General features: G+C 59.5%; 20 protein-coding genes and 1 pseudogene. 12 read left to right on the forward strand and 9 right to left on the reverse strand.

Translation table 11 applies throughout. The features are described 5' to 3' along the window. From RTS12_RS02835 to RTS12_RS02845, 3 genes and pseudogenes are all read right to left on the reverse strand, one after another. Positions 1-148 (reverse strand): type II toxin-antitoxin system prevent-host-death family antitoxin (locus tag RTS12_RS02835; RefSeq protein WP_312525389.1); only part of this gene is annotated, 148 nt, incomplete at its 3' end. A gap of 161 nt (positions 149-309) precedes the next feature. Then, positions 310-2,273: pseudogene (mrdA, locus tag RTS12_RS02840) on the reverse strand (penicillin-binding protein 2). Positions 2,274-2,664: 391 nt separating this feature from the next. Further along, positions 2,665-3,282 carry a chloramphenicol acetyltransferase gene (locus RTS12_RS02845; RefSeq protein ID WP_312525278.1) on the reverse strand — a complete coding sequence of 206 codons (618 nt, stop codon included), beginning with the start codon at positions 3,280-3,282 and terminating at the stop codon, positions 2,665-2,667. A 490-nt stretch (positions 3,283-3,772) separates the two neighbouring features. Here RTS12_RS02845 and RTS12_RS02850 point away from each other — a divergent pair, with 490 nt between their 5' ends. From RTS12_RS02850 to RTS12_RS02905, 12 genes are all read left to right on the forward strand, one after another. Further along, on the forward strand, positions 3,773-4,444 hold the full coding sequence (locus tag RTS12_RS02850; protein WP_312525280.1) for a GntR family transcriptional regulator: 672 nt from the start codon (positions 3,773-3,775) through the stop codon (positions 4,442-4,444). Positions 4,445-4,454: 10 nt separating this feature from the next. After that, positions 4,455-5,366 carry a dihydrodipicolinate synthase family protein gene (locus RTS12_RS02855; RefSeq protein WP_312525282.1) on the forward strand — a complete coding sequence of 304 codons (912 nt, stop codon included), beginning with the start codon at positions 4,455-4,457 and terminating at the stop codon, positions 5,364-5,366. Between the two features lie 66 nt (positions 5,367-5,432). Beyond that, entirely contained in the window at positions 5,433-6,617 is a 1,185-nt protein-coding gene (locus RTS12_RS02860) for an extracellular solute-binding protein (protein WP_312525284.1), read from the forward strand. Positions 6,618-6,703: 86 nt separating this feature from the next. After that, on the forward strand, positions 6,704-7,780 hold the full coding sequence (locus RTS12_RS02865; protein WP_312525286.1) for an ABC transporter ATP-binding protein: 1,077 nt from the start codon (positions 6,704-6,706) through the stop codon (positions 7,778-7,780). Positions 7,781-7,783: 3 nt separating this feature from the next. After that, positions 7,784-8,683: a sugar ABC transporter permease gene (locus RTS12_RS02870; RefSeq protein ID WP_312525288.1), complete on the forward strand. Its 900-nt coding sequence runs from the start codon at positions 7,784-7,786 to the stop codon at positions 8,681-8,683. 4 nt (positions 8,684-8,687) lie between these two features. Then, positions 8,688-9,530 carry an ABC transporter permease gene (locus RTS12_RS02875; protein WP_312525290.1) on the forward strand — a complete coding sequence of 281 codons (843 nt, stop codon included), beginning with the start codon at positions 8,688-8,690 and terminating at the stop codon, positions 9,528-9,530. Between the two features lie 78 nt (positions 9,531-9,608). Beyond that, positions 9,609-10,808: a mandelate racemase/muconate lactonizing enzyme family protein gene (locus RTS12_RS02880; protein WP_312525292.1), complete on the forward strand. Its 1,200-nt coding sequence runs from the start codon at positions 9,609-9,611 to the stop codon at positions 10,806-10,808. Further along, positions 10,808-11,668, forward strand: a complete 861-nt coding sequence (locus tag RTS12_RS02885; protein WP_312525294.1) for an SMP-30/gluconolactonase/LRE family protein — start codon at positions 10,808-10,810, stop codon at positions 11,666-11,668. Before RTS12_RS02880 ends, RTS12_RS02885 begins: the two co-directional genes overlap by 1 nt. Positions 11,669-11,671: 3 nt before the next feature. Next, entirely contained in the window at positions 11,672-12,469 is a 798-nt protein-coding gene (locus tag RTS12_RS02890; protein ID WP_312525297.1) for an NAD(P)-dependent oxidoreductase, read from the forward strand. After that, entirely contained in the window at positions 12,456-13,388 is a 933-nt protein-coding gene (locus RTS12_RS02895; protein ID WP_312525299.1) for a hypothetical protein, read from the forward strand. The genes RTS12_RS02890 and RTS12_RS02895 overlap by 14 nt, the downstream gene beginning before the upstream one ends. Beyond that, complete coding sequence (gene araD / locus RTS12_RS02900; RefSeq protein WP_312525301.1) at positions 13,385-15,118, forward strand: L-arabinonate dehydratase; 1,734 nt, start codon at positions 13,385-13,387, stop codon at positions 15,116-15,118. The genes RTS12_RS02895 and araD overlap by 4 nt, the downstream gene beginning before the upstream one ends. A gap of 10 nt (positions 15,119-15,128) precedes the next feature. Further along, entirely contained in the window at positions 15,129-15,854 is a 726-nt protein-coding gene (locus RTS12_RS02905; protein WP_312525302.1) for a ribonuclease activity regulator RraA, read from the forward strand. 54 nt (positions 15,855-15,908) lie between these two features. On the opposite strand, the gene RTS12_RS02910 is transcribed toward RTS12_RS02905, so the two are convergent. The 6 genes from RTS12_RS02910 to RTS12_RS02935 all read right to left on the reverse strand — a co-directional run bounded on the left by RTS12_RS02910 (position 15,909) and on the right by RTS12_RS02935 (position 23,159). Further along, positions 15,909-16,655, reverse strand: coding sequence for an SDR family NAD(P)-dependent oxidoreductase (locus tag RTS12_RS02910; RefSeq protein WP_312525304.1), 747 nt, complete (start codon positions 16,653-16,655; stop codon positions 15,909-15,911). 125 nt (positions 16,656-16,780) lie between these two features. After that, positions 16,781-18,838, reverse strand: a complete 2,058-nt coding sequence (locus RTS12_RS02915; protein WP_312525306.1) for a TRAP transporter permease — start codon at positions 18,836-18,838, stop codon at positions 16,781-16,783. 84 nt (positions 18,839-18,922) lie between these two features. Next, on the reverse strand, positions 18,923-19,924 hold the full coding sequence (locus RTS12_RS02920) for a TAXI family TRAP transporter solute-binding subunit (RefSeq protein ID WP_312525308.1): 1,002 nt from the start codon (positions 19,922-19,924) through the stop codon (positions 18,923-18,925). Positions 19,925-20,284: 360 nt separating this feature from the next. Next, positions 20,285-21,448, reverse strand: a complete 1,164-nt coding sequence (locus tag RTS12_RS02925) for a M20 aminoacylase family protein (protein WP_312525310.1) — start codon at positions 21,446-21,448, stop codon at positions 20,285-20,287. Further along, the gene (locus RTS12_RS02930) at positions 21,445-22,275 is read right to left on the reverse strand and encodes an ATP-binding cassette domain-containing protein (protein WP_312525312.1); all 831 of its coding nucleotides are present in this window, start codon (positions 22,273-22,275) and stop codon (positions 21,445-21,447) included. The genes RTS12_RS02925 and RTS12_RS02930 overlap by 4 nt, the downstream gene beginning before the upstream one ends. Then, positions 22,272-23,159 carry an ABC transporter ATP-binding protein gene (locus tag RTS12_RS02935; RefSeq protein WP_312525314.1) on the reverse strand — a complete coding sequence of 296 codons (888 nt, stop codon included), beginning with the start codon at positions 23,157-23,159 and terminating at the stop codon, positions 22,272-22,274. The genes RTS12_RS02930 and RTS12_RS02935 overlap by 4 nt, the downstream gene beginning before the upstream one ends.

The following is a 23,159-nucleotide window of genomic DNA, read 5'->3' on the forward strand; positions in this document are numbered from 1 at the left end:
CCATGCGCCGGGGTGTCTCGCCCTCAAGCATCGTGACTTTGACCAGCGGCTTGCCCGCCCGCGCGATGATAAAGGGCTCTCCTTTGGCTGCATTTTCAACCAATTTCGAAAGATGGGTCTTGGCTTCGTGCATATTCACAGTCTTCATCACAGCCCCGCTTAGTCCAGTGAACTTAGTCTAGGCAACCTAGGCGACAAGACCGCAAAGATCAAGGCTGCGCTGCCCGGCCGGCGCGGTTGGTCCAGTCCCGCCCACCGGCGGCTTAGCCCAACCACGTTGCGGGACAGCTGGTTCAGATCATCTACCCCTCAACCACGAAATCGCTGACCTTGCCCACTGGTCGAGGCCGCAACATCCAGCCGTCGCTGCATTTCAAGAATACTGTTGCGTTGGCTTTCCGGATAGGCCGTGACCGGCGGCACGCCCTCGGCCAAGGCAAACAGCAAAATATCCCGGGCGATCATCGCCGCCGAGGTGCCGCTGCCTGTGCCATGCTCCAATACGACCGAAACCGCATAGCGCGGGCGATCAAAGGGGGCGTAGCACACAAACAGCGAATGATCGCGCAGATGCCACGGCAGGTTTTCATTGCGAATTACCCCCCGCGCGCGCTCGGCCGAGGAAATATTTCGCACCTGCGCCGTTCCCGATTTACCAGCCATGCGCCATTGCGGCAGCACAATCCGGCTTTTGGCCGAGGTGCCGTTGCGACCATTCACTACGGCATCCATCCCCGCACGCACCAGATCAAGATGCCGCTCGGCCAAGCCAAGGGGTTGCGGATCGGTCGTCGATGCGGTGGCATTCTGATCCCCCGCCTCCTGACCATCAACCGCTTTGATCAACCGTGGCGACAGCGCTTTGCCACTGGCGATCCGTGCCGTCATCACCGCCAGATGCAATGGCGATGCCAGCACAAAACCCTGTCCGATACTGGCATTTATCGTGTCGCCCACTTGCCAATCCTGGCCTCTGCGCTGCTTTTTCCAGGCACGGTCTGGAGCGATGCCCTCGGCGATGGCCGACATTGGCAAATCATGGCGCAAACCCAGTCCCAGTCGGCGCGCCATGGCGGACATCCGTTCGATCCCCAGCTTTTGCGCCAGCTCATAATAGTAGATGTCGCAAGACCGTTCGAGACTTTGCACCGCATTGACCATGCCATGGCCACCCCGGCTCCAACAATGAAAGCGCCGGCCCGAAACTTCGAGATGCCCCGGGCAATAGGCCTGCGATCCTGCGGTGATCAGGCCCGCATCCAAGCCCGCCAAAAGCGATACCATCTTGTAGGTCGACCCCGGGGGGTACAGCCCTTGCACCGACTTATCCGCAAGGGGGCGTGGTCATGCTGCATCAGGCCTTTGTAATCTGCCGATGAAATGCCGCGCACGAATAGGTTTGGGTCGAAAACAGGAGAAGAGGCAATCGCCCTGACATCGCCATTTTCAATATCGATCACCACGGCGGCCGCGCTTTCCTCGCCCATGCGCTGAACCGCGAAATGTTGCAGCTCGGCGTCAAGCGTCAACTGGATCGCCGCCCCTTGCTGACCCTCTTGTCGGCTCAGATCTCGCATTTTGCGGCCCATGCTATTGACCTCAAAGCGCGCGATCCCGGCACGGCCACGCAGCTCGGGCTCTAGCTTGGCCTCGATCCCGACCTTGCCAAGCTGATATTGCGGCAAGCGCAGCAGCGGATCGGGGTTGTCCAGTTTGGCAAGATCATAATCGGACACCGGCCCGACATAGCCCAGAACATGCGCAAAATCGCCCCGACGCGGATAGTTGCGCGAATGGCTCGAGGTCAGCGTCACCCCCGGCAAAGCAGGCATGTTCAGCGAAATCGCGGCCACCTCTTGCCAGCTGAGCCGTTCTGCAACCGTCAGCGGCGTCACAGCAGAGCGGCGCGAGATTTCGGCAAGAAGTGCGGCCGATTGCTGATCACTTAATGGCAGAATATGGCGCAACCGCCCCATCATCGCGCCGACATCGCCCGCCTCGGCGCGCGTCAGCTGAACGCTGTAATTCTGCTCGTTGCCAGCGACAAGCACGCCGTTGCGATCCACGATCAGCCCGCGCGCGGGCGGCAGAAGCTGCATCTTGATAGAGTTGCCATCCGCTTGCAGGCGGTATTCTTCGGCGTGGTCCAGCTGCATCGAACGCAGCTTTAGCCCCAGCCCCGCGACAATCGCCGCCTGCATCCCCCCCAAAAGCAGCCCACGTCGGGTCAAACTGCGCGCGCTTCCCGCCCGATCATTCATCGATCTGGCCATCGTCAGTGCAGCCTTGCACGGATTGGCGCGGACCACGCCTGGCAATCAAAATGATCAACGCCAGCTTGCATGCACACCAAAGCATAGCACCAGACCTTTGGCCCTTTCACGGGTTTAGGGCCGCCAGTCACGTGCGAAACCAAATCGTTTTGTTCAATGTGCCAACCTTTTCTGTACCGCGCCGCCTCGTGCGAAAACGAGCCTTAGCGTTCCGGCAGATTGGTCTGCAAATTGGTCTGATTTTGGTCCAACTGCGGTTTCGCCCTGATCAAACCAGACGCCACGGTGCGCGGCACAGATAGCACCGCGCATCACTCCAGCCTTCAAAGCGTGGATCTGGCCATAAACATGCCAAGGTTGAACCTTGCAGATTACAGCCAGATCCGGGCGTTCAGCCGTTGTATTTCTCTAGAAAACCTTCGGCGGACAGGCTGCGAAAATCGGACAAAGCCTGGCGCAGCCGCGCATGATCCCAATCCCACCACGCCAAAGCAAGCAATCGGTCAATGACGGTCTGAGGGAAGCGCATTCTGATCAGCCCTGCACTGACACCGCCCACAATGGCAAAATCGGGCACGTCTTTGGTCACGACAGCACCTGATGCCACGATCGCTCCGATGCCCACCTTGACCTCGGGTTTGATGATTGCACCATGCCCGATCCAGCAATCCGCCCCAAGTGACGATCGCCGCGCGGCACGGGCGGCAAAGAATTCGGCATCGTCAGCGACATCATCCCAATAACGCGACGAACGATACAGAAAGTGATGCTGCGCAGCATTTGCAAAGGGGTGATCTGTCGGCCCGATCCGGCATTGCGCGGCGATATTGGCGAACTTGCCAACCGCAGTATTGGCGATGTCGCAATAACGCTCGCAATAGGCGTAATCGCCAAAGCTGCTGTTAAGGATGCGCGCATGTTCGCCCACTTCGCAATAGGCGCCAAATTCCGAGTTTTCAGTAACGGCGCCGGGATGCAGGCAGGGGGCCTGGGCAGTAAGTTTGTGCATATTCTGGCCTTGAGCGGGATATTTTTGGCCGCAAGCGCGGCACATCAGGATGGGTGTTGCCCCGGCATGGCAACGCCGGACATCGACGGCGCGGCCCTGCCCGGCAAGCATGAGATAGGGCGCATTCATGTCAGTGGCGTAACAGCGGCACAGCCTGGCCAAAGCGAAAGCCATCAGCGCACGATTCGTGCATGTGTCCATTTCGGCAAATAAAACGCGCGTGGTTTAAGCCCGCCCAACCCCGTCCCCACCACAAAATCAAAGCAGACGCGATGCCTTTTTCGGGGGATTTGGCACACATTTACTGGCGTTTTCGCTGTGGCCATCCCTTCGCCACCTGCCACTTAATATCTGATGTATCAGATATTGACACATCAGATATTCCCTCACATAAATGATAGGACCGCTGCAGTTGTGCCGAAACCGCAGGTGTGAAACTACCGCTCGGCAGGACGCCAAACAGGCAGATTCAGGAAAGGAGGCCTGCACCATGACCCAAGCACTGCTTGCCCCGATCCGCCAAAAATCATTGCGCGACCATGTCCATGACACTTTGCGCGATGCCATTATTTCCGGTCGTCTGACTTCGGGGATGCGGCTGAATGAACGTCAGCTGGCCGCTGATCTGGAAATCTCGACCAGCCCGCTGAAAGAGGCGCTGCGCCAGCTTGAGGCCGAAGGTCTGGTCCGGGTTGAACCGCGCAAAGGGACGTTCGTTAATTTCAGCCCGCGTCAGGCCGAAGAGATGACCTTGGCACGGGCCGCGCTTGAAAGCGTCATCGCCCGCCAAGCCGCGCGCCATGGCACGCAAGACTATTTCGACGATATGCGCGCGGTCATTGAAAAGATGCGCGCCGCCGTCGATGGCGCGGATTCAGCGCAATTGATCGAGCTGAACGAATCCTTTCACGACACGATCCATGAGGCTTCGGGCTGCGAGTATTTGCGCCGGCTGCAAAATGCGCAGCGCCTTTACGACCATGCCGCACGTGTCACCGTGCTGGCTGAAGAAGATGTTCGCCAAACCTCGTTTTACGAGCATGAGGCGATCATGCAGGCGATTGTGTCGCGCAATGAGGATTTGGCCGAGCGGCTGATGCGCGAACATATCCTTGCAGCAGGCAATATCCATATTGGGCTGGTGTTCAAGCAGCCCTCCTGAGGAGATCAAGATGGAATTGGGGGATTATCGTCGGGTGCTTCACGGCATCTCGGGCGTGCATGCGACTGCCTATGGCACAGATGGTGAAATCGACGCGGCATTGACCGCAAATATCGTCGACAGCATTGCCGCATCGGGCGTGCATAACATTGTCTCGGGCGGCAATACCGGCGAATTCTATAGCCTGACCATGGATGAGGTCATCCGCCTGCAAGCCATCGCGGTCGAGGCAAATAATGGCCGTGCAGCGGTGACGGCGGCGGCGGGGCGTTCGTTGCGCGATGCGATCCGTCTGGGTCGCGAGGCGGCAAAAAACGGCTGCGACGGGGTGATGGTCCATCATCCGCTTGATCCGTTTGCCGCCCCTCATGAGCAGGTGAACTATTTTATCGGCGTGGCCGAAGCGATCGATTTGCCGGTCGTGGCCTATGTCCGTTCGGATGCGATCCCGGTTGCCGATCTGGTTCGGCTAGCGACGCATCCGCGCATCGTCGGCGTGAAATTCGCCTCGAACAACACCTTGCTTTTCGCCGATTGCACCCGCGAAACGCGTGGAAGCGACGCAACCTGGATCTGCGGTTTGGCCGAAACCTGGGCGCTGCCTTTCTACGCTTTGGGCGGCAAGGGGTTCACCTCGGGGCTGGTCAATGTCGCGCCAGAGCGCTCGCTTGCGGTCTGGAAGGCACTGGAGGGCGGCGATTTTGCCCGCGCGCGCGCCATTATCGACAGCATCGCCGAATTTGAAAACCTGCGCACACTTTACCGCAACGGCGCCAATGTCACCGTGGTCAAAGAGGCCCTTCAGATCCGCGGATTGACCGTCGGGGCACCGCGCGTGCCAAACCTGACCCGCCTTGCGCCGCAAGACCGCGCCAAGCTGGAAAGGATCGTCGCCAGTTGGGCGACGGACGGGCTGGTGTAACCCAGCCCCAACGATCCGGGAAGAGGAGCCCGGGCAGGCCTAAAAACATCAAAAGGGAGGAAAGACATGGAAGACCAACTTTCACGGCGCCGTTTTATGGCGACAGCCGGTGCAGTTGCCGGCGCCGGTTTGATACTGCCCAAAAGCGTCTGGGCGCAAACCGCCAAGCTGCCTTCGGCACCCGTCGCGCTGAATGTGATCGATGCGGCAGGCAATCTTGCCCTGACCCAGCCGATCTTTGACAATTTCGCCAAAGCCCACCCCGAGCTGGTATCGCGCTTTACCTTTAACAAAGCGCCCTCACCCGAGCTGCCGGGCAAGATCCGCGCACAGCAACGCGCCAAGCGCATCGACATCGATCTGGTCATCATCGGCCCGGATGCTTTGGCCGCCGGCCTTTCAGATGATATCTGGACCGACATTATCGCCATTCCCGACAGCGGCCTGCCCAATCTGGAGCAAGCCTATCTTGAGCCAGCCTGGCGGATGCAGGGCCTGTCGCAGGGCAAGGGCGTGGTCATCAGCTATTACCCCTCGGGGCCGTTGATCGAATACAACCCCGCGAAAGTTGCCACCCCGCCAAAAAACCCGGCCGAACTGCTGGCCTGGGCCGAGCAAAACCCCAACAAGTTCATGTATGCCCGTCCGGCGAACTCGGGGCCGGGGCGCACTTTCCTGATGGGGCTGCCCTATCTTCTGGGCGACAGCGATCCCAAGGATCCCAAAAACGGTTGGGACAAGACCTGGGCCTATCTCAAAGAGCTGAACAAGCACGTTGAATACTACCCAGCCGGCACCGGTGCCTTGATGAAAGAACTGGGCGAAGGGTCTCGGGATATGACCGTGACCACAACCGGGTGGGACATCAACCCACGCGCGCTTGGGGTCGTCCCCGAAGAGTTCAAGGTCGGCAAGCTAGACGGCTTTAGCTGGGTTTGCGACGCGCATTACTTCTCGATCCCCAAAGGGGTTTCTGAGGATAAGGTCGCGGTCTTGCTTGAATTCATCAAATTCGCACTGCAACCCGAGCAGCAGGCCTATTCCTATGACGCAGGCTATTTCTATCCCGGCCCGGCGGTCAAAGATGTGCCCCTGTCAATGGCTCCGCAGGAAAGTCAGGATATCATCGCGCGCTATGGCCGCGAAGAATATGCCGACTGGATCGCCAACAACCCGATCGAACTGCCGCTAGAGCCCGACGCGCTGGTCACAGCTTTCCGCCGTTGGGACGAAGAGGTCGCCGCAGGCTAAACCTTCGATGATGTCACTGCCTGTTGCGGGGTCCAGCTGCCCCGCAACAGCTGCCAATGTCCGCGCTCAAGCATCGGAACCATCGCATGACGCTTGCATCTATGCCCTTTTCTCAACTTCGGCTCGACCGTATGAGCCGCTCTTTCGGCAGCTTCAATGCGCTGAATGAAATCGATCTGACCATCGACAAGGGCGAATTCATTGCCCTGCTTGGCCCATCAGGCTGTGGCAAGTCCACCGCGCTGAACTGTATCGCGGGGCTTTTGGGTACGACAGGCGGGGGGATCTGGGTCGATGATCGCCGCGTCGATCAGTTGAAGCCCGAAGATCGCGGCTTTGGCATGGTCTTTCAGAATTACGCGCTTTTTCCCCATATGAGCGTGATCGACAACGTCGGCTTCGGCCTGAAAATGCGCGGAGTTGCCAAGGATGAGATCCGACAGCGCGCCGATGCCGCTTTGGTCTTGGTGCGCCTGCAAGGTCAGGGTGACAAGCTGCCCGGCCAACTCTCAGGCGGTCAGCAACAGCGTGTGGCCATCGCCCGTGCCATCGTCATCGAACCTCCGCTGGTGTTGATGGATGAGCCGCTATCGAACCTGGATGCCAAATTGCGTTTGGAAATGCGCGCCGAAATCCGGCGCATTCACAATCAGCTTGGCGCCACCACGATCTATGTGACCCACGATCAGGACGAGGCGCTGTCCTTGGCCGACCGGATCGTCGTTCTGCGCGACGGCGCCATCCGGCAGGTTGGCACCCCGCACGAGCTGTATGAAAGCCCGCAATATCTTGATGTTGCGGAATTCATGGGCTTTCGCAACCGCCTGACCGGGCGCGTGACTTCGGTTGAGAATGGTCGTGCCACCATTCAGGCCGCCGGTGCGACCTTGACCGGGCGGGCGATGGATCGGCTACAACCGGGCGATCAGGCCACCCTGGCCACGCGCGGAGAGGATGCCGTCGAAAGCACCGATAGCGCCAATGCGGTCCATGCCCTGGTCGAAAGCATCGAATATCGCGGTCGCGAATATGTCGGCACCGCACGCACCCCCGAGGGAAGTGAGCTGGTCTTTCACGCGCCTCGCCGCCTAGAGGCAGGGGCGCCGGTCCGGCTTGGTATTGCCTCTGAGCGCGCGTTGGTTTTCGCCGCAGGACGGGAATAAGCCATGGCTGCAAGCAATAGCACTCAAGGTCCGGGCTTGCGTCAAAGATTGGCGAACAAAGGGATCGATGGCGTGACGCTGTTGATCCTGCCTGCGCTGCTTTTCGTGATCGGCGTTTTCATTTATCCGTTCATCTATGGGTTGGTCTTATCCTTCAACCCGCTGGACGGCGGCGGCGCGCTGGCCAATTATCGCACCTTCTTTTCCGATCCCTACCTCTACCGCACCATCGCAGCGACCTTGTGGCTGGCGGTGCCTGTCACTATCGTCAGCGTTCTGATGGCCGTTCCCATCGCGCTGCGCGTACGGCTGATGCGCAATCAGCGCATGTTAACGACGATCCTCGTGCTGCCGATCACATTGGGAACCGTTCTGGTCGCCGAAGGTCTGCTGAACTACCTTGGCCCTCAGGGGTGGTTCTCGCGCATCTTGATGGCCATCGGTCTGGTCGATGGGCCGCTGAAGCTGACCAACAACTATTGGGGCGTCTTTGCCTCGCTGGTGATCACGGTTTTCCCTTTCACCTTTCTGCTGACGCTCTCCTATGTGACCGGTATCGATCCTGCGCTTGAGCGTGCCGCAGCAACCCACGGCGCCAATGCCTGGCAGCGCTTCAGGCATGTGATGTTGCCGCTGCTGGTCCCCGGTCTGGTGGTCGCGGCCTGCCTGAGTTTTGTTCAGGCTTTTGCGGTCTTTCCATCCGCGGTGCTGCTGGGCGCGCCCTCGGGGCCAACACGGGTGATTTCGATTGCCGCCTCGCAAGCCGCAGTCGAGCAATATGACTACTCGATGGCCTCGGCGATCGCGATGATCATGGCCGCAGTGCAGTTGGCGGTTGTGGCGATGCTTCTGGCGCTGCGTTCGTTCTTTTATCGCGGCTCGACCGCTGGCGGGAAAGGCTGATCCAATGGTTCGCGACACATCTTTGCTTTCACGGCTTTGGAACAGCTTGATCTGGCTGATTACAGGCTTTTTCGTACTGAATGTGCTGGCCGTGATCGCGGTCGTGGTGATCTCGTCCTTTGGCACGCGCTGGCTGGGAACATGGCTGCCCGAGGGGCTGACCACGCGCTGGTATGCCGCCGCCTGGGCCGAATTTCAGTTGGGACAGGTTCTGACCGTGACCTTTCAGGTCGTCGCGCTGGTGGTCTTGCTGTCGGGCATTCTGGGCGTCAGCGCGGCCTATGCGATGGCACGGCGCGATTTTGCCGGAAAGAAGCTGGTGATGCTGATCTTTTTGCTGCCCTTGCTGGTGCCGCCGATCACCTTTGGCATTCCGCTGGCAACGGTGCTGTATCAGGTCGGTCTAGGCGGCACGTTCTGGGGCGTGGTCGTGGCCAATCTGGTTCCGACCGTCCCTTTCGTTATCTTGGTCATGATCCCCTTCATCGAACAGATTGACCCCAAGGTCGAAGCCGCTGCCAAAGTCTTTGGCGCGGGCACGTTCCAGCTGTTCCGCCACGTTCTGCTGCCGATGCTTCTGCCCGGCGTACTGGCCGCAATGTTGCTGGTGCTGGTGCGGACGGTCGCCATGTTCGAGCTGACCTTCCTGACGGCAGGCCCAACCAGCCAGACGCTTGTTGTCTCGCTTTACTATTCGGTCTTTGCCTCGGGCGTGCGTTCGGTCCAATCGATCGATGCAATGGCCGTGATCTATATGGTGACCTCGCTGATCTGGTTGCTGATTGCCCTGCGCTTTGTCAATCCGACCCAGATCGTCGCCCGCGCGCGCCAGCCTGCCCAGCATTAATCCCCGCGCAAGGGGCGTCCTTGCCCCTTGCGATCCCTTTGCCCTTTGATCCCTGCTTTTGACCCTGCGGATAGCGATATGAAAATCACCGAAATCGAAACGATCCAGCTGCCTCATCTGAACAATATCATCTGGGTAAGGCTGCACACCGATGAAGGCATCATCGGTCTGGGCGAGACATTTCGTGGCGCCAATGGGGTTGCAGCCTATATCCATTCAGATGTCGCCCCCCTGCTGATCGGGACCAACCCTTTGGAAATAGACCGTATTTCCAAGCTGCTGTTAGAGCCCTACGTCGGCTTTCGCTCTTCCGGGGTCGAGGTGCGCGCGGCATCGGCCATTGATATCGCGCTTTGGGATATCTTTGGCAAAGTGGTTAACCAACCCATTCACCAAATGCTGGGTGGCCTCTCGCGGCCCGCCATCCGCACCTACAATACCTGCGCGGGCTATACCTATAACAAAGCCGGGATGCGGCGCTACATTGGCGATAGCGATCAGGGCCAAGAAGGCCCCTATGAAGATCAGATCGCCTTTCACCGCGATGCCGGCGCCTTGGCAGAAAGCCTTCTGTCCGAGGGCATTACCGCAATGAAGATCTGGCCCTTTGACCCCTTTGCTGTGGCCAATGGCGGAAATTTCATCCATGCGACCGACCTTGATAAGGCGCTGATCCCCTTTCGCCAGATCCGTGACGCCGTCGGCAATAAGATGGAGGTCATGGTCGAGCTGCATTCGATGTGGGATTTGACCTCGGCATTGACCATCGCCAAAGGCCTGCGCGAATTCGACCCCTTCTGGGCCGAAGATCCGATCAAGATGACCAACCCGGCCTCGCTTGCGACCTATGCGCAGCGGGCTGGCATCCCGGTCACCGCCTCGGAAACCATGGCCACGCGGTCGCAGTTTCTGGACGTCTTGCGCGCAGAGGCCGTCGATTATGTGATGCTGGATATTTCGTGGTGCGGCGGCCTGTCCGAGGCCAAAAAGATCGCCACAATGGCCGAGACATTCCAGCGTCCGATTGCGCCTCATGATTGCACGGGTCCGGTCGTCTTTGCGGCTTCGATCCATCTGTCGCTGAACGCGCCCAATGCGATCTATCAGGAATCGGTGCGCGCCTATTACACCAGCTGGTATCGCGATCTGGTTACCGTGATGCCGCGCATCGAAAATGGCATGATCTATCCGTTCGAGGGGGCTGGCCTTGGGTTAGAGCTGTCCGATTTTGTGCTGAACCACCCCGAGGTCATCCGTCGGGTCACGGGGCAAAGCTGATGCTTGATTTTGCCTTGCTGGCCGATCTGAAGGGCGATCTTCTGGAAAGCCCGGTCTGGGACGACAGGCGCGAAAGCCTGTTTTTATGTGACATTGACGCAGGGCTGATCCATGAGATCGCGCTGACGGGCGAGAGACGCAACCGTTGGGACATGGGCGACAAAGTCACGGCGCTTGGCCTTTGTGCAAGTGGCAAGCTGATCGCGGCGCTTTCACGTTCGGTCGTGATCTTCGATCCGCAAACGGGCCATCGTCAGATGCTGTGGGACGGCTTTGACGAGCCTTCGACCTCGCGCTTGAATGACGGAAAAGTTGGTCCTGACGGCGCATTTTGGGTCGGCTCGATGGATGGACGCCCCCAACGTCAGCCAATCTCGCGCCTTTACCGTATTACGGCCCAAGGCGCCCAGGTCATGATTAACGCGGGGATCGAAATCTCGAACGGGCTGGCCTGGAGCGCGGATGGAAAGCAGATGTTTTTCAGCGATTCCCGCGGGCCTTGGATCGACCGCTTTGACTTTGCTCCGGCCAGCGCGGCGCTGACAAACCGCATCCGCATCCGTGATCTGGATGAGGCAACCGGGCGCCCCGACGGCGCGGCATGCGATCAAGAGGGCTATTACTGGAGCGCGGGCGTCTCGGCAGGGGTCTTGAACCGCTTCCGCGCCAATGGCGAGATCGAGCGCCGCGTCCCAACCCCCATCCCCGCGCCGACAATGCCCTGTTTTTGCGGCAAAGATTTAAGGCAGCTCGCGATTACCTCGCATTCACAAGGCAATGACCATCCCCAATCCGGCTCGGTATTCTTGGCAAACGCCCCGGTTGCGGGCGTGCCGGTTTCGCGCATGAAAGGGCTCTGATTCATGGCAAAACTGCTGCTTTTGACCGGCGCATCAGGCGCTTTGGGGCGCTGGATCGCACCGGCACTGGCGGAGCGGGGCTATGCGCTGCGCCTGTCCGATATCAGCGATTTTCCAGATCCATTGCCCGAGAATGCCACGTTCATCCGTGCCGATCTGGCTGACACGGCAGCGGTGGCAGAGTTGGTCAAGGACAGCTCTGTTGTGCTGCATTTTGGCGGCATCAGCACCGAACGTCACTGGAGCGACATCATCGGGGCCAATGTCGTCGGCACGGTCAATATTTTTGAAGCTGCGAAAACACAGGGCCAACGCGTGGTATTCGCCAGTTCGAACCATACCATCGGCTTTTACCCCCGTGGCGCGATGTTGGATAGCACCGACCCCTATCGCCCGGATGGCTATTACGCCCTGTCCAAGGCCTGGGGAGAGTTGCTGGGTCGGATGATGTATGACAAGCACGGTTTGGAAAGTGTGCATCTGCGCATCGGCTCTGCCGTGCCCGATCCGGTTGAGACGCGCCATCTGTCGACCTGGTTTTCTCAACCCGATATCATGCGGGCACTGATCGCCGCGATCGAGGCACCCGTGACCGGCCATTGTGTGGTTTGGGGCGTCTCGGCCAATGCCGAGCGGTGGTGGCAAAATGACGATGCCGACCGCATCGGTTTTCTGCCGCAAGACCACGCCGAGGATCACGGACCACTGGCCCCCGAAACAGACCCGATTGCGCGCCGCTTTCAGGGCGCGAGCTTTGCCGCGCAGGATTTCACCCGAGGAAACCTTGATGATCCGGCTTGAGGGTCACGGCTACCGTCTGGCCATCGCCCCCGAAATGGGGGCAAGCATCACCTTGCTGGATTGGTTGGATCGGGGTCAGCAAGGCCCCGAAAAATGGCACCCGATTCTGGAGCCCGTTACGGATGTATCGGCCGGGTTCAAGGCCGGGGCTTTCGTGATGGCACCCTTTGCCAATCGTATCGACGGGGGGCGTTTCAGCTTTCGCGGCCAGCGTCATACCCTTGCCCTGAACCAGCCAAGTGAAGGCATGGCCATCCATGGGTTGGCACGCGATCTTGCCTTTCAAACGATCTCTCACAGGCCAGACCACGCCCATCTGTCCCTGCGTGTTGATCAGCCGGGACTCGCATGGCAGTTTGATCTGGACCTGCAGGTTACGATTACCCCGAAAGGTGTCTGTATCGCCCTGGACCTTTGCAATCGCGGCGCCCTCGCCATGCCGTTTGGCATCGGACTGCATCCCTGGTTTCGCAAACCCAAGGGCAGCCTGCTGACATTTCGCCAGCCCCTCACCCATAAGCGCGACGCGCGCGGCCTGCCATTGGCTGCAACCCAACCACAACCGGCCTTTTCCCCGGAAGATCCCGAATCCTTGTCTGACATGGCCTGGTTTGACGGAATATTTGCGGATTGGTCCCGATGCGAGGCGCAGCTTTCCTGGCCGGTCGAGGGTTTGGCTATCAACCTTTCCGCCAGCGGTGCGCTGCGCCATCTTCATGTCTATGTGCCCGATGACCGACCAGTCGTCTGCGCCGAGCCGGTCAGCCACCTGCCTGATGCGCTGAACCGTTCTGAACTGGCCCAGATGGATATTCTAGAACCCGCAGAGCATCTCAGCGGCGCAGTCCTGATCTGCGCGCAACGGCTGACCAGCTGCTCTGCCAAAACCGCGACGATCCAGCAAGAGGTGACCCCATGAGCCGCAAAACCTATGATCAGCTACGCTCTTCGCGGTGGTTTGCGCCCGATGATCAGCGTTCTTCGGGGCACCGCTCGCGCACAATGCAAATGGGCTACGATCCGCAGGATTGGGAGGGCAAGCCCGTCATCGCCATCCTCAATACTTGGTCCGACGCTCAGCCTTGCCACATGCATTTCAAGGATCGCGTCGAATGGGTCAAACGCGGTGTCTTGCAGGCGGGTGGGTTTCCCATCGAATTGCCCGCGCTGTCGCTGTCAGAAAGCTGGGTCAAGCCCACGACCATGCTTTACCGCAACCTGCTGGCAATGGAGACCGAAGAGCTGCTGCGCAGTCATCCGGTTGACGGGGCGGTTCTGATGGGCGGTTGCGACAAGACGACACCGGCCTTGGTCATGGGCGCAATCTCGGTCGGGCTGCCATTCGTCTTTTTGCCCGCAGGTCCGATGCTGCGCGGCAACTATGCCGGGAAATACCTGGGCTCGGGCACTGATATGTTCAAATATTGGGACGAGCGCCGCGCAGGCACCATCACCAAGGAAGAATGGCAAGGGATGGAGGCCGGAATTGCGCGCTCTTACGGCCATTGCATGACCATGGGCACGGCCAGCACCATGACCGCGATTGCCGAAGGAATGGGATTATGTCTGCCCGGCGCCTCGTCGATCCCGGCGGCGGACATGAACCATCAGCGCATGTCCACCCAATGCGGGCGACGCATTGTCGATATGGTCTGGGAGGATCTGACGCCCGACAAGATCATTACCGAAAAAGCGGTTGAAAACGCAGTGACGGTCGCAATGGCCACGGGCTGCTCGACCAATGCGATCATCCATCTGATCGCCATGGCGCGCCGCGCAGGTATCGCGCTTGAGCTGGATGACCTTGACCGGATTGGCCGCACCACCCCGGTCATCGCCAATATTCGTCCGTCGGGCCAGGAGTACCTGATGGAGGATTTCTTTTACGCAGGTGGCATTCGCGCACTGATGCGCCAGCTTGGCGATAAGCTGCACCCCGAGCCGATCACCGTCACGGGCGATGCGCTGGTGGCGGGGCTAAAGGATGCGCCGATCTGGAATGACGACGTCATCCGGCCCCTTTCAAACCCGGTCTATCACGAGGGGTCTTTGGCCGTGCTCAAGGGCAACCTTTGCCCCGATGGGGCCGTGATCAAGCCCGCGGCTTGCGACCCGAAATTTCATCGCCACACCGGGCCAGCCTTGGTGGCCGACAGCTATCCCGATCTGAAAAAAATCATCGATGATCCAGACTATCCAATGACCCCCGATACGGTCCTGGTCTTGCGCAATGCCGGGCCTCAGGGCGGGCCGGGGATGCCGGAATGGGGGATGATCCCGATGCCCAAAGCGCTTTTGAAGCTCGGCCTGCGCGATATGGTGCGCTTGTCGGATGCACGGATGTCAGGCACCTCCTTTGGCGCCTGCGTCCTGCATGTCGCCCCGGAAAGCTTTGTCGGCGGCCCCCTTGCCCTGCTCAAAACCGGCGATCTGGTCGAGTTGGATATTCCCGCGCGCAGCCTGAATATGCTGGTCCCCGAGGCCGAGCTTGCCGCGCGCCGTGCCGCCTGGACTGCGCCCCCGCCGAAATACGAGCGCGGCTATGGCCATGTTTTTTCCAAACATGTCGAACAGGCCGACAAAGGCTGCGATTTTGATTTCCTGAAAACCGATTTTGGCCGTCCTGTCGACGAGCCGGTCATCTACTAAGGTCCATGCCATGAGCGATTACATCCTCTCTGACGAAACCCGCGCGAAATTCAAGCAGATCTCGACCGCTTCGGTGGCGACGGCAATGTTCAAGCGCGGCTTGCGCATGCAGTTCATCCAAGGCGTCAGCCCCGTTGCATGGAAGGGCGAGACCATGGTGGGTCAGGCCTTTACGCTGCGCTATATCCCCGCCCGTGAAGATCGCAATCCTATCACGGTTTTCCGCAACCCCGACCATCCGCAACGGGTCGCGATGGAGGCCTGCCCACCCGGATGGGTGCTGGTGATGGATGCCCGCAAAGATGCGCGGGCTGCAACTGCGGGTTCGATCTTGATCACGCGACTGGCCCTGCGCGGCGCGGCCGGGGTCGTCTCGGACGGGGGCTTTCGCGATGCTGCGGGGATTGGCGCGCTGGATATGCCAGCCTATTGTGCCAAGCCATCTGCGCCCACCAACCTGACGCTGCACGAGGCGCTGGACATGAACGTCCCGATTTCTTGCGGCGACGCGCCCGTCTTTCCCGGTGATGTGATCTTGGGTGACGGTGATGGTGTCATGGTCATCCCCGCCCATCTAGCCGAGGAGATTGCCGACGAATGCCTGGGCATGGAAAGCTTCGAGGATTTCGTCCTAGAAGAGGTCAAGGCCGGGGCGTCGATCATCGGGCTTTACCCCGCCACCAAGGATGAAAACCTGCGCAAATACGAAGAGTGGCGCAAGAAAAACGGGCGCTGATCAAGCCCGTCGCTTTGGGCGGTGGTGAAGGCCGCCCAAAGTCGCTTTGGCCAGTTAGCTCAGGCCAACGCGCTGACGAAAGGCCGGATCGCGCAGGCTGGCCTCTTGGCCGGCATATTCCGCGCCCCCTGGCCCACATAGCCAAACCAGCGCCTGTGCGGGCCATTCGGGCGGGATATGATCGGACCAGTCCAACTGGCTAACCGGGTTGATCCCGGTCGATTTGATGACGCGCTGCATATCGGTCGCGACAGTCCCCGGCGATAGCGACATCACGCGCAAGCCGTGGGCCGCCCCCTCAAGATGCGCGCTGCGGGTCAGCATCCATGCCCCTGCTTTCGACGCGCAATAGGCAGACCACCCCTCTAGTGGGTTATGCGCCGCCCCCGAGCCGACCGTCACGATCGTGCCGCGTCCGCGCGCGATCATCCCGGGCATGACCGCATGCATGCCGTGAAATACCCCGCCAAGATTGATCGACACCGCATGGGCAAAATCTTGTGGTGCGGTCTGGGTGATCAGTGAGACGGGCTCGATCACACCGGCATTGTTGATCAAAGCCTCGACCGGCCCAAAGGCATCTTCGGCCCGCGCGATCGCGTCAGTCAGGGCTGGTGCATCCGCCACATCGCAAGGCAGAGCAAGCCCACCGATCTGGCTGGCCAAATCTGAGAGAGCCGCGCCATCGCGCGAAATCAGGGCACATTTTGCACCCTTCTGGGCAAAAGCAAGTGCTGCCGCCCGGCCAATTCCGCGCGCAGCACCCGTAATCACAACCAATTTGCCAGATAGATCCGTCATCGTAGCAACCTCCTTGCAGGCGATATTCCACACCTGTGATAGCAGCCAAGAACTTGGCACCGCAATTGCTTGCCACGCGGGCCCCGCCCCGCCGGATCCAGACCGGCGGGGCGGGGCATCTTATGTCAGGCCGAAGCCACGCTGCGCTTGCCTGCACGCCATTGTTTAAGCGCCACCAGCCCCAGGATCACTACGCCAATCGCCGAAGAAATCGGCTCGGGCGCGATCAAAAGGAAGGCACCAATCACCAAAATGATGCGCTCGAACACGTGAAGCGGGGCCAAAAGCCAGTTCGTCAATGCGGCAGACAGGGACAAGATGCCCAGGACCGCACCGAAAAAGGCCAAGGCGAATGAGCTCCAGGTAAAGCCTTCGGTCACCAGCAAAAGCGAGGGTGAAAAGACAAAGACAAAGGGCACAAGCGCCTTACCCATCGACAAACGGAATGCCGTATTGCCAGCCTTGAACGCATTCGCGCCCGCAATCCCCGCCGCCGCATAGGCCGCCATCGCGACCGGAGGCGTCACATCCGCAATCACCCCATAATAAAAGACGAAGAAATGCGCGACCAACGGTTCGACATTCATCATCCCCAGCACAGGGGCCGCGACCGCGACCATGATGATGTAATTGGCTGTCGTCGGGATACCACATCCCATCAGGATGCATACGACCGCCGTCATGATCAGCGTGAACAGCAAGGTCAATGTCGCCTGGCTCATGATCTCGAAGGGCAAAAAGCCCAGGAAAGCATGGGCCGAAACGCCCCAGCCCTGCGCGATCGAGGTCACCATAAAGGCGATTTTGAACCCAATACCGGTCAGTGTCACCACGCCGATCACCACGCCGACCAGCGCTGCAGCCACGGTCACGGCCAGCGATTGACGCGCCCCGGACACAAAGCCGTCAGCCACCCCGCGCACCGCATCCTTGATGCCTCTGGCAAGTCCCATAGCCATGATCGATTGGATAAAATAGACAATGATACAGGCCGAAATGGCGACAAAGGCCGACCAAAAGGCCGTGCGCCCCGACATCAGCATAAACACCAGCAAGATCAGCGGGAATGTCGCCAGCCACCCCTGTTTGAGGACCAGCCAGGCATTGGGCAATTCCTCCTTGCTTAGGCCACGGATGCCCAGACGCTTGGCCTCGAGATGGACCTGAACCAAGACGCCAAAGAAATGCATAAAGGCTGGAACGATGGCCGCGATCAGGATCGTGCGAAGCGGTATTCCAAGATATTCCACCATCAGGAAGGCAACGGCCCCCATGACCGGCGGCGTGATCTGCCCTCCCGTCGAAGATGCCGCCTCGACTGCGGCAGCAAAATGGCGCTTGAACCCGACTTTGATCATCGCAGGAATGGTCAATGCGCCCGTCGTCACCGTATTGGCAATCGACGAGCCCGAAATCGAGCCCATCAGCGCCGACGACACCACAGAAACCTTGGCCGGGCCGCCCGCATATCGCCCGGTCAGCGCTGTCGCAATATCGATGAACAGCTGTCCCAGACCGATTTTCTGCGCCATCACCCCAAACAGGACAAAATGGAACACATAGGTGGCAATCACACCCAGCGCCGTGCCATAGATACCCTGCGATGTCAGATAGAGATGGTTGACAATCGTGGGCCAATCCGCGCCGGGATGCACGAAAATTCCCGGCATATGACGCCCGAAATAGGCGTAAGACATGAAAAGAATGGCAATGACCGGCAGGGGCCAACCCATTGATCGCCGGACCGATTCCAGCAATGTCACGATCAGGATGGTTCCCATGACGACGTCAAGCGTATTGGGATTTCCGACCCGGAATGCCAGCTGATCATAGATCCATGGCACGTAAAGCGAGGCAATCAGCCCGCCAATGGCGAAAAGCCAGTCTCCGATCGGGATGCCCAAGATCGCCAGCCCGGTCGCCACGCCGCGCTTTTTCGAAAATGCCGAAAAGCTAAGGAACACGACAAAAAGCGAGACACCAAGATGGATGCCACGGTGTGTCGTCGCGCGCGGGATGCCAAATCCGGCAGTATAATAGTGGTATAGCGACAGTAGAAACAGGACAACGGCAGAAAGGGCCGCAACTGCCGGGACCAAGGAGCGAAATCGAGCCTCGGGATCGAATTCTTCCTCGATAGCGCGAAGCTGCGCCTCGCTAAGATGTGGGATAGCGTCACTCATGCCATTTTTCCCCTTTTTAGTCGTTTTGTTCAGCAACGAAACACGGCCCCGAAGGGCCGTGGCACTGCTCTTGATCCGCAGGCGTTACTGGATTTTACCAGCTTCCTTGTAAAACTTTTCGGCGCCGGCGTGGAACGGGATGCCCGCACCCTTGGTGGCGCTGTCAAGCGTGATCAGCTTGCCCTTGGCATGACCTGCCGCAAACAGCTTTTGGGTGCTTTCGTTATAAAGTGCCTTGGTGATGTTATAGACCAGCTCTTCGGGCTGATCGGCACTGGTCACGAGTTGGGCACCAACCGAGATCGTTGGCACGTCAGCATCTTGGCCTTTGTAGGTTCCGGCAGGAAAGCTGTCGGCCGCAAAGAAGCTGTATTTTTCACGCAGCTTGTCAGCCGCTTCGCCATCGATCGGAATCAGCTTGATGCTGTGCTGGCTTGCCAGTTCCGCGATCGCACCTGCTGGAAAGCCTCCGACAAAGAAAAAGGCATCCATGCCGCCATCGCGCATCCGGTCCGACGCCTGATCAGGTTTGAGGTATTCGGCCTTCACATCGCTTTCCGACAGGCCATAGCCTTCGAGGATGATCTTGGCATCGACCAGCGTCCCCGAGCCCGGCTCGTCAAGGGATACCCGCTTGCCCTTCAGATCCGCGACCGTCTCGATTCCCGCATCGGCACGGGCAACCAGATGGATGCTTTCGGGATAAAGGTTGGCAATCAGGCGCAGCTTTTCGACAGCAGGCTGGCTGTCCCACAGGCCCGTGCCGGTCTGCGCCCAATAGGCGACATCGGATTGGGTGAATCCGGCCTCCATCTGGCCGCCGTTAATGGCATTGATATTGCCGACCGAACCGTTCGAGGCAACCGCAGTCGCAATCAGGCCCGGCACGCCGCACGAGCCGCCATCCTCGCATGCACGCGAGCCGGGCGGGTTGGAAATGGCATTCGCGATCAGACCGCCGATCGGATAATAGGTTCCCGCAGTGCCACCCGTTCCGATGCGGAAAAACGACATCTCTTGCGCGGCGACGCCTTGGGCAAAGATCCCGATGGCTGCGGCCAGCCCAATTAAGATCCTTTTATTCATAACATTCCTCCAGTTGTCCTCGGAATCCTAACTATCACGCAAACGCGATCATAAGAAACCTCAACACGGACATTTTGGGTGAAACTGGCCGCGCGACAGTCGTTGCGATCACGCGTTCAGCGGCATGTCAGACCCGTTTGATCCAAATGGTCATCCTGACCGATCACGCCTTGTGCGGCCTGTAACGGCTGACCAAAAGCGACAAAGGCCCTGTGGCTCGAGGGCGTTTTGTCGCGCTGCACGGGGGCTAGGACCAAGGTTTTAAGACGAAGATCGCGCGTCAAGTTACGCGGCGTCACCTGTGTGCGGTGGCAGCGGATTTCGTTCGGGATTTTAGGAAAAAGGGGGCAAGCCCCCCTGTTATCCCAGTCGCGCTTGGACCAGTGCCAACCAGTATCTTAGGCCCGGAAGGATCGCTGCATCGTTAAAATCATAGCCCGGATGATGCAGATCGGCACTGTCTCCATTGCCGATCCACACAAGTGCGCCGGGCCGCTTTTCCAACATATAGGAAAAATCCTCCGAGCCCATTTCCGGGGGAAAATCGTCATCCACCGATCCGCTTTGCAGACTGCGCGCCGCGGCCAAGGCATGGTGAACCATAGCGGGATCATTGACCGTCACAGGATAGCCCGGACGCCATTCCAACTCGGCCTCGATGTCAAAGGTTTGTGCGATACCTGCCACGATCTCGCGGAGACGCTGCTCATTCGACAGGCGCACTTTGGGGTTCAGGGCGCGGATCGTGCCGCCCAGGCGCAACTGCGCGGGAATGACATTCAGGGCATCTGCGCTGCCTGCGGACAAATAAGTGACGGATAGAACGGCGTGATCGACGGGGTCGGTGTGACGGGCGGCAATGGATTGCAACGCCACCACAAGATGGGCCTGCGCCACGACCGCATCATTACAAAGATGGGGCGATGCCGCATGGCCCCCCCGCCCCGTCAAGGTGATGACAAAGCGATCACCCGCCGCCAAAAGCGACCCCGCCCGCGAAGCAAATGCCCCAACTGGCAGGCCGGGCTGGTTGTGCATGGCGTAGACTTCGTCGATGGCAAACCGATCCAGCAGCCCCTCGGCCAACATCACCCGCGCGCCGCCCCCGCCCTCTTCGGCGGGCTGAAAAATCAAAACGACCTGCCCCTCAAAGTCGCGGCTCTTACAAAGCGCCTGCGCCGCCGCCAACAGCATCGCGGTGTGCCCATCATGACCGCAGGCATGCATCCGGCCCGGATTTTTGCTGGCATGGGGCAGGTTGGTTTGCTCTTCGATCTGCAACGCATCCATATCCGCGCGCAACGCGATCGAACGGCCCTGCCCGTTCTTGCCGCGGATCACCGCGACGACGCCCGAAGTGGCAATGCCGGTGTGCACCTCGTCACAGCCAAAACTGCGCAGCTTATCTGCAACGAACCCAGAGGTTTGGGGCAGATCGAACAGGATCTCGGGGATCTGGTGCAGTTCGCGCCGCCATTCACCCGCCTCGGCGGCCAGTTTTTGCAGATCGGACATCTGGTTCATGCGGCACCTTGATTGCGTCGAAAGGGTGATTTGTCCGGATCGGGGTCGGGCATGGCGGCCAGCAGCGTGCGGGTATAATCGCTTTGCGGATGGTCAAAAATCTGATCGACCGGTCCCTGCTCGACCAGCTTGCCACGATAGATCACCGCAACCTCGTCGCAGATATAGCGGATCACGCCCAGATCATGGCTGATAAAGAAATAGGTCAGCCCCAGCTTTTGCTGCAAGCGGTGCAACAGGTTCAACACATCCGCCTGAACCGACACATCCAGCGCCGAGGTCGGCTCGTCCAAGATCAGGAATTCGGGATTGACGGCAAGAGCGCGGGCGATGCCCACACGCTGCCGCTGGCCGCCTGAAAACTCATGCGGGTAGCGATAAAGATGAGCCGCGCCAAGCCCGACATCCTCGAGCAGTTCCAGCACCCGGTCGCTGCGCTGACGTGCGCTCATGGGAAAAAGCTCGCGGTGGATCTGCAGCGGCTCGGCAATGATGTCATGAATCGTCATGCGCGGATCAAGCGAGGCATAGGGATCCTGAAACACGATTTGCAGCCGTGACCGCAAACGGCGCAGCGCTGCCGCGTCAAGGTTGTGGATGTCTTGGCCATCAAACAGAATCTGGCCAGCCGTAAGGGTTTCCAACCGCAGAATGCAGCGCGTCAAAGTGGTTTTGCCCGAACCGGATTCACCCACAAGCCCAAAGCTCGAGCCTTTGCGCACGCTCAGGCTGATGTCATCAAGAACACGAAACCCTTCGCCCTTGGAAAAGAGCTTGCGTTTCGAGGGGCCAAAGACCTTGGAGAGGTTACGTATCTCAAGGCTCATGCGCCCATTCCCTCCATGATCGTGCCAATGCCTTGCAACTCTCCGCGCTTGGTGTGAACCGTCGGAATTGCTGCCAATAAGGCGCGAGTATAGGTATGGCTGGGATTTTTTAGCACGTCGCGCACTGGCCCCGTTTCCAAGATGCGGCCGCGATACATCACGGCAGTATGCGTACAGATCTGCGCCACGACGCCAAGGTTGTGGGTGATCAGCAGCACGCCGATATTGCTTTTCTCGACCAGCTCATGGATCAGCCGCAAGATCTGAGCCTGCACTGAAACGTCAAGCGCGGTCGTCGGCTCATCGGCGATCAGCAGATCGGGTTTACCGATCATCGCCATGGCGATCAGCATCCGCTGCTTCATCCCGCCCGAGAATTGATGTGGATAGGCCTCAAGCCGGGATTCTGGATCGGGGATGCCGACCTCGCCCAACATCTCGATGGCCTTTGCCCGCGCGGCGCGGCGGCGTTCACGGCGCGAGGCTCCGCCAGCAAGCCCTAGGATGGACGGATCTTGTTCGGCGGCATGCAAAGCGACATCAACCAATTGCGTGCCGATCCGAAAGGCCGGGTTCAGGTTGGTGGTCGGATCTTGAAAGATCATGCCGATCTTGCGCCCGCGCAGCTGTCGCATCTCGCGCTCGGAGGCTTGCAGCACATCACGGCCCTCGAACAGGATCTGACCGTCCAGATAGCGCCCGGTAGCAGGCGGGATCAATCGCGACACCGAAAGGCCGGTCAGTGACTTTCCGCTGCCGGTTTCACCGACCATGCCCCAGATCTGACCGCGCTCGATCGTCAGATCAATCCCTTTAAGGATATGGCTTTCGCCCTCAAAGCTGCGCATGGCGAGGTTAAGATTGCGGATTTCGAGCAGGCTCAT

It is taken from the genome of Paracoccus sp. (in: a-proteobacteria) (assembly GCF_032007265.1).
Lineage (GTDB): Bacteria > Pseudomonadota > Alphaproteobacteria > Rhodobacterales > Rhodobacteraceae > Paracoccus.

Coding starts and splice junctions, on each gene's coding strand:
- RTS12_RS02845 (WP_312525278.1), bottom strand. CDS start 3,282: ATGCACAAACTTACTGCCCAGGCCCCCTGCCTGCATCCCGGCGCCGTT.
- RTS12_RS02850 (WP_312525280.1), top strand. CDS start 3,773: ATGACCCAAGCACTGCTTGCCCCGATCCGCCAAAAATCATTGCGCGAC.
- RTS12_RS02855 (WP_312525282.1), top strand. CDS start 4,455: ATGGAATTGGGGGATTATCGTCGGGTGCTTCACGGCATCTCGGGCGTG.
- RTS12_RS02860 (WP_312525284.1), top strand. CDS start 5,433: ATGGAAGACCAACTTTCACGGCGCCGTTTTATGGCGACAGCCGGTGCA.
- RTS12_RS02865 (WP_312525286.1), top strand. CDS start 6,704: ATGACGCTTGCATCTATGCCCTTTTCTCAACTTCGGCTCGACCGTATG.
- RTS12_RS02870 (WP_312525288.1), top strand. CDS start 7,784: ATGGCTGCAAGCAATAGCACTCAAGGTCCGGGCTTGCGTCAAAGATTG.
- RTS12_RS02875 (WP_312525290.1), top strand. CDS start 8,688: ATGGTTCGCGACACATCTTTGCTTTCACGGCTTTGGAACAGCTTGATC.
- RTS12_RS02880 (WP_312525292.1), top strand. CDS start 9,609: ATGAAAATCACCGAAATCGAAACGATCCAGCTGCCTCATCTGAACAAT.
- RTS12_RS02885 (WP_312525294.1), top strand. CDS start 10,808: ATGCTTGATTTTGCCTTGCTGGCCGATCTGAAGGGCGATCTTCTGGAA.
- RTS12_RS02890 (WP_312525297.1), top strand. CDS start 11,672: ATGGCAAAACTGCTGCTTTTGACCGGCGCATCAGGCGCTTTGGGGCGC.
- RTS12_RS02895 (WP_312525299.1), top strand. CDS start 12,456: ATGATCCGGCTTGAGGGTCACGGCTACCGTCTGGCCATCGCCCCCGAA.
- araD (WP_312525301.1), top strand. CDS start 13,385: ATGAGCCGCAAAACCTATGATCAGCTACGCTCTTCGCGGTGGTTTGCG.
- RTS12_RS02905 (WP_312525302.1), top strand. CDS start 15,129: ATGAGCGATTACATCCTCTCTGACGAAACCCGCGCGAAATTCAAGCAG.
- RTS12_RS02910 (WP_312525304.1), bottom strand. CDS start 16,655: ATGACGGATCTATCTGGCAAATTGGTTGTGATTACGGGTGCTGCGCGC.
- RTS12_RS02915 (WP_312525306.1), bottom strand. CDS start 18,838: ATGAGTGACGCTATCCCACATCTTAGCGAGGCGCAGCTTCGCGCTATC.
- RTS12_RS02920 (WP_312525308.1), bottom strand. CDS start 19,924: ATGAATAAAAGGATCTTAATTGGGCTGGCCGCAGCCATCGGGATCTTT.
- RTS12_RS02925 (WP_312525310.1), bottom strand. CDS start 21,448: ATGAACCAGATGTCCGATCTGCAAAAACTGGCCGCCGAGGCGGGTGAA.
- RTS12_RS02930 (WP_312525312.1), bottom strand. CDS start 22,275: ATGAGCCTTGAGATACGTAACCTCTCCAAGGTCTTTGGCCCCTCGAAA.
- RTS12_RS02935 (WP_312525314.1), bottom strand. CDS start 23,159: ATGAGCCTGCTCGAAATCCGCAATCTTAACCTCGCCATGCGCAGCTTT.